The sequence below is a fragment of the Neisseria sp. HMSC055H02 genome, from assembly GCF_001813335.1.
In the GTDB taxonomy this organism is placed as follows: Bacteria; Pseudomonadota; Gammaproteobacteria; order Burkholderiales; family Neisseriaceae; genus Neisseria; species Neisseria sicca_C.
The window spans coordinates 1-5,463 of record NZ_KV812082.1 but is presented as its reverse complement, the minus strand read 5'-3'; the positions used below and the strand labels follow the sequence as shown (position 1 = coordinate 5,463).

At 50.6% G+C, this 5,463-nt stretch carries 7 protein-coding genes; 3 read left to right on the top strand and 4 right to left on the bottom strand.

Annotation, left to right across the window (positions count from 1 at the left end; genetic code table 11):
* Nucleotides 1–92: 92 nt before the first annotated feature.
* Nucleotides 93–824, bottom strand: a complete 732-nt coding sequence (locus tag HMPREF2907_RS03825; RefSeq protein WP_070680242.1) for a uroporphyrinogen-III synthase — start codon at nt 822–824, stop codon at nt 93–95.
* 185 nt (nt 825–1,009) lie between these two features.
* On the opposite strand from HMPREF2907_RS03825, the gene HMPREF2907_RS03820 reads away from it, so the two are divergent.
* Nucleotides 1,010–1,429, top strand: a complete 420-nt coding sequence (locus tag HMPREF2907_RS03820) for a hypothetical protein (RefSeq protein WP_070680239.1) — start codon at nt 1,010–1,012, stop codon at nt 1,427–1,429.
* Between the two features lie 70 nt (nt 1,430–1,499).
* Here the strand turns inward: HMPREF2907_RS03820 and HMPREF2907_RS03815 are convergent, their stop codons facing one another.
* The 3 genes from HMPREF2907_RS03815 to HMPREF2907_RS03805 all read right to left on the bottom strand — a co-directional run bounded on the left by HMPREF2907_RS03815 (nt 1,500) and on the right by HMPREF2907_RS03805 (nt 3,313).
* Nucleotides 1,500–1,796 (bottom strand): chaperone modulator CbpM, encoded by a 297-nt coding sequence (locus HMPREF2907_RS03815; RefSeq protein WP_070680236.1) that lies wholly within the window; start codon nt 1,794–1,796, stop codon nt 1,500–1,502.
* 15 nt (nt 1,797–1,811) lie between these two features.
* A complete protein-coding gene (locus tag HMPREF2907_RS03810; RefSeq protein WP_045072512.1) occupies nt 1,812–2,771 on the bottom strand; it encodes a DnaJ C-terminal domain-containing protein in 960 nt (319 codons plus the stop codon).
* 146 nt (nt 2,772–2,917) lie between these two features.
* Nucleotides 2,918–3,313 (bottom strand): hypothetical protein, encoded by a 396-nt coding sequence (locus HMPREF2907_RS03805; RefSeq protein WP_070680233.1) that lies wholly within the window; start codon nt 3,311–3,313, stop codon nt 2,918–2,920.
* Between the two features lie 216 nt (nt 3,314–3,529).
* On the opposite strand from HMPREF2907_RS03805, the gene corA reads away from it, so the two are divergent.
* Both corA and HMPREF2907_RS03795 read left to right on the top strand, forming a co-directional pair.
* On the top strand, nt 3,530–4,606 hold the full coding sequence (gene corA, locus HMPREF2907_RS03800; RefSeq protein WP_070680230.1) for a magnesium/cobalt transporter CorA: 1,077 nt from the start codon (nt 3,530–3,532) through the stop codon (nt 4,604–4,606).
* Nucleotides 4,607–4,893: 287 nt separating this feature from the next.
* Complete coding sequence (locus HMPREF2907_RS03795; protein ID WP_070493953.1) at nt 4,894–5,376, top strand: acyl-CoA thioesterase; 483 nt, start codon at nt 4,894–4,896, stop codon at nt 5,374–5,376.
* The last annotated feature ends 87 nt before the right edge of the window (nt 5,377–5,463 follow it).

Sequence of the window (5,463 nt, the reverse complement as noted above, 5' to 3'; positions counted from 1 at the left end):
TTTTCGGAGCCGCTGTTTCAGACGACTCCGCGTTGCCCTGGCTGTCGACGATAATCGGCCGACCGGCTTCGTTTGCTTCGGATGGATTGTCTTCAGACCGGCTCATCGGTTTGCTCCTTAGGAAATGATGAAAGTGCCGCTTTCAGAGAAGCGACGACCCGTATGTGGCGCGCACCCGCCTCGCGAAGCGCGTCGGCTATGCGCGGATGATGGGTGAAGTATAACAAGGATTCGAAGAATCGGGAAAATTGCGGCGGAACCTGCGCAAACAGCCCGCGTACCAGTTCGCCCGAAGCGATAAAGGCGGCATCAATGGATTCGGCATCAAAATCCTGCCAATTCAATTCATTAGGTCGTCTGAAATACGCTTCCGCGATTTCCACTGCAAAGCCTTTTTTCTTTAACGACTCCGCCAAAAAATCGCGCCCGCCGCGTCCGCGCACAATCAATATGCGTGCGCCCTGCGGCAGCGTATCCCAAACCGGCAGCCGCAACACTGCCTCGCTGTCGTTGCCTTCTTGCGGCACAGACACATTTTTCGCGCTACACCGCTGCAAAGCCTGACCGCTTGCCTGACCGACCGCGACCTGAACCTTCAGGTCGTCTGAAAAATCCACATACGGCGCAGCAGTTTCAACCGCCGTCGGACTGACCCAAAACACCGCATCCGCACGGGAAAACTGTTCTTTCAAGCCGCGCAACGCCGCTTCGTCAGGCTCGATTTCAACCGGACTCAACACCCGCGCGCGCCAACCTGCCTGCGAACAGGTGCGCACATCATCTCCCGCACGCGCGGACGGACGGACAATCAGCATGACAGGCATTTCAGACGACCTCATAGGATGGATAATGGGGTGATGACGTTTAAATCGGTTTGAAAAAGCATATCCAATGGATATAATTCTTTTTGTATTTTTACGGCTGAACCCTGCCAAGTCAATACTGAGTATGGTTTCAATAGGGTATTGGACGGTAGGTCGGGCAGAATTCGATTTTAGGAAAACATAATATGAACAAAATAGCGACAATACTTTTCGCTGCGTTACTGGTGCCGTCTGTCTCTTTTGCAAGCGGAGACAATGCCGCCAAGATCCGTTTGGTGAAGAAGATTTATCAAGAGGCAAGCCGCGATGATGAACCGGGCGTGAAGATTTTGAACCGATATGCCGATGATTCTTTGAAAAAAGCCATCCGTACTGCCTCTCGGTCGGCGGATTTGTGCATAGAGGCCGATCCGATATGGAACAGTCAGGATCCTGAAACTGAAGTAAAGGTTAACGTATCTGCCTTGCCCAACGGCAAAATTCGTGCCGGCTTCAAACAATGGGGGCAACCGACCAAAGTGGATTATTCGGTCAGCTGCTCCGGAAATGTCTGCAAAGTGACGGATGTCAATCATCTCAAACGGACTTGGCTGCAATGCCGTTAGTTTTTTAGATTCATTAAAAGGTCGTCTGAAAATATTTTTCAGACGACCTTTGTTTACAAATAACAACGCCCTATTGTCCTTGCTCTTCCAGCAATAGCGACGGCCGCTGCGCTTTCCGCAACTCTTCCACTTCGTCCAAAAGCCGCATAATCAAGCCCAACGCCGGGATGCCGGCTTCAAAATCACGGCTCAGACGCTGTGCGCGGCGGATACGTGCAAGGTGGAAACCGCTGAACGTAGTTTGTTCGGGCTTGCCGCCTATGCTGATGATGTCTTCCTCGATGAGTTCCAACAGCCAATCGCGGCGGCAATGGCTGACAGCAATGATTTCTTCAAAAGTCAATGTGATGTCGGTGGATTGCGTCATGGTTTATCCTTTCTTTCATGCGTGTTTCGCAGCGAAATGTTCTGCCAGTTTCTCCCATGCGGCACGGTCGGCTTCACTTTCTGCAACAGGGACATTGATGCGGATATTCAAGTATAGGTCTCCCGCCTCTTTCGCCGGAATGCCCTTGCCTTTAAGGCGGATGGTTTTGCCGCTCTGAGTGTTGGCAGGCAGATTGACCTGTAAGCGGCCGGATGCGGTAGGAACGATGATTTTGCCGCCCAATACCGCTTCCCACGGTTTGACGTCTATCGTCTGATATACGTCTTTTCTGTTTTTGACGTACAAGTCCGGCCGGTCGTGGAACTTGATTTTCAAGTACAAATCCCCGTTCGCTCCGCCGTTGCTGCCCGGCAGCCCCTGCCCTGCCAGACGGATTTGCTGGCCTTCGGCGATGCCTTTGGGAATTTTGACGTTGAGGGTTTTGCTTTGATAAGCCATACGGCCATATTCGTCCAAAGTCGGCACATTCAAAGTCAGACTGCGTTCCGCACCGGTATAGGCTGCGTAAATATCAATGCTCAATTCGGCGTGTTGGTCTTCTCCCTTGACAGGGCCGCGCGGCTGCTCGGGTCGGGAGCCGGCGTGGCGGAACGATGAAAACAAGTCTTCAAAATTAAAGTCGCCCGCGCCGAACGGTTCCCCTTCCCGATACTCATAACGGAAACCTCCGCCGTCGAAACCGTTGCCGAACGGGTTTCCGCCTTGTCCGAACGGATTACCCCCTGCGTTGCGGCCATAAGGGTTTGCCAACATTTCATCATACTCGGCACGTTTCTCCTTGTCGGAAAGCGTCTCGTAAGCACGGTTGATTTCCGCCGTACGCTCAACGGCATCCGGCTCTTTGCTCACATCAGGATGGTATTTGCGCACCAGCTTACGGTAGGCTTTTTTAATAGCGGCTTCATCCGCATCTTTAGCGACGCCCAATATTTCATAATAATTTTTTTCTGCCATGTTATTCCTTTGATTAATAATACACAAAATTTTTATTGATTTTATAGTTAAGGGCAATCGCTCTAAAATCAAGCCCGACGGAAATAAAAAACGCCGTTTCGGCAAACGGCGTTTTGACAGATTGATTTGATGCTTGACCACCCGAATTATTGGACATAACGCGATTTTTTCCATTTAAATGCATATCCGGCAACGACAGGCAGCAAAGCCAGAAAAGACTTGAAAATCCAGCCTGCGTACCAAGGTTTCGCAACTACAATCGCACCCGTCTCAGAATTCGGCACAACAATATCTTTGACGGCGAGCCAATCCAACATCGGCCACCAGCAAACGACAAGGCATCCCAAAAAAACAGGCCAAATATTGCGTTCCCAGCCTTTCTGCCAAAAGCGGAAACATACCGCCGCCCAAACCAAAGTCAGCCCCGTGATCAATATCACCGTATAAGCATCCGCCCCGCAATATGCGGCCAAAAAATACGTCAAGACCACCCATAAAACAGCCAGCACCAAAACAATGATTTCTTCAGGACGTTTAAACATTCTTACAGCTCCAAAAATTTTTCCCGCAAAGGAAACAACCGTGTACCAACAGACGACACTATACCCGAAACAACATATTTTGAATATGCGCCGCCTTTCACTTTTCAGACGACCTCGGTGCCTGCCCTACTCTGTTACAATGCTAATAATTTAAAACCAAGGTCGTCTGAAAAAACATTCCGTTTTCATACGACCTTCAAACATACCTTTTCAATCATGACGAACACACCACCCGCTCCCGAGACAATACCCGCAGAAATCCCGCAAGACCAAACCGTCCTGCGCAGCAATACCGACAACGCGCCACGTTCCGCCATCCACCAAACGCTTTATTCCGCTGATACGTTTGCCCAGCACGATTATCTTGCGGGTAAAAAACTGCCCGACATCATCCGCCCGCAAACGGAGCAGACCAACTGGCTGCATTTCGTCGGCATCAACAACGCCGCGCTGCTCAAACACACGCTGGAGTCTTACGGCATCCACGAGCTGGTCATCGAAGACATCCTCAGCCGCAAACAACGCCCCAAAATCGAAGACTACGGCAATTATCTGTTTATCGCCGCGCAGGTTTACCACTATACTGCCGCCGGCAAACTGAATTCCGACCAGGTGTATCTGATTATCGGCAAGGATTTTGTGTTGACTTTCCAGCAAAAACCGCTGGGGCTGTTCAGCCAGTTGCGCCACCAAATGAGCGAAAATCCGCGCGGCATCCTCGGCAAAAACACCGCCTTCCTCGCCTATTGCCTGCTCGACCGCATCGTGGACGACTATTTCATCGTCTTGGAAGAGTACAACAACCGCGTCGAAGCCATAGACAAATCCCTGTTTAAAAACGAAAACAGCGACATCCTCGGCAAAATCCACCGCCTCAAGCGCGACGCTGTCCGCCTGCGCCGAACGCTCTTGCCCTTGCGCGATGTGTTCTATCAGCTTGCCGTGCGCGGCGATTTCGCCATTTTCAAAGGCGAGTCCACCGTCTATCTGCGCGACGTGTACGACCATATCATGCAGCTTATCGAATCGCTCGACGCCTCGCGCGACATGGTGCTGAGCATGATGGACATCTACCTTTCCTTCCAGTCCAACCGCATGAACCAGCAAATGCGCGTCCTGACCGTCATCACCATCATCTTCATGCCGCTGACCGTCATTACCGGTATTTACGGCATGAACTTCGATAACATGCCCGAGCTGCATTGGCATTACGGCTATTTTATGGTTTTGGGTTTGATGTTGTGTATCATCGTCGGGTTGCTGATTTTCTTCTCGCGTAGGAAATGGTTATAAAGCTATAAAAAATTCCAATTGCCGTATATTCATATGTTAAATACACTCGTTATTATAGTGGATTAAATTTAAATCAGGACAAGGCGACGAAGCCGCAGACAGTACAGATAGTACGGAACCGATTCACTTGGTGCTTCAGCACCTTAGAGAATCGTTCTCTTTGAGCTAAGGTGAGGCAACGCCGTACTGGTTTAAAGTTGATCCACTATAAGGTCGTCTGAAACCATTCAAACCACTCACAGACCGCCCGTTTTAACACAAACATTTATTTCAAAAAGAGGAACATCATGGAACAAGCCCGCCAACTCCCTTCACACGAACTCATCATGTCCGAGCTGATGATGCCCGACACCGCCAATTTCAGCGGCAACGTCCACGGCGGCGAACTTTTGCGCCTGCTCGACCAAGTCGCTTATTCCTGCGCCAGCCGTTACAGCGGCAACTACTGCGTTACCCTGTCTGTCGATAAGGTCTTGTTTAAAGAGCCGATACACGTCGGTGATTTGGTAACTTTTTACTCCAGCGTCAACTACACGGGCAGAACTTCCATGGAAATCGGCATACGCGTCGAAGCGCAAAACATCCGCACCGGCGAAGTGCGCCATACCAATAGCTGCTACTTCACCATGGTCGCGGTTGAAGACGGCAAACCCGTTCCCGTCCCACCGTTGGAAATCACCACCGAGCGTCAACGCTGCCGTTACGAAAAAGCCAAAAAACGCAAAGCCTTGAGCCTTCAGACATCGGACGAGACTTCCTGCGGATGCTGAAAACGGACGGATAAAACGCCTTAAAATAAAAAGGTCGTCTGAAAACCATGTTTCAGGTTTGAACTGCACCCCAAAAGTTGGACATCC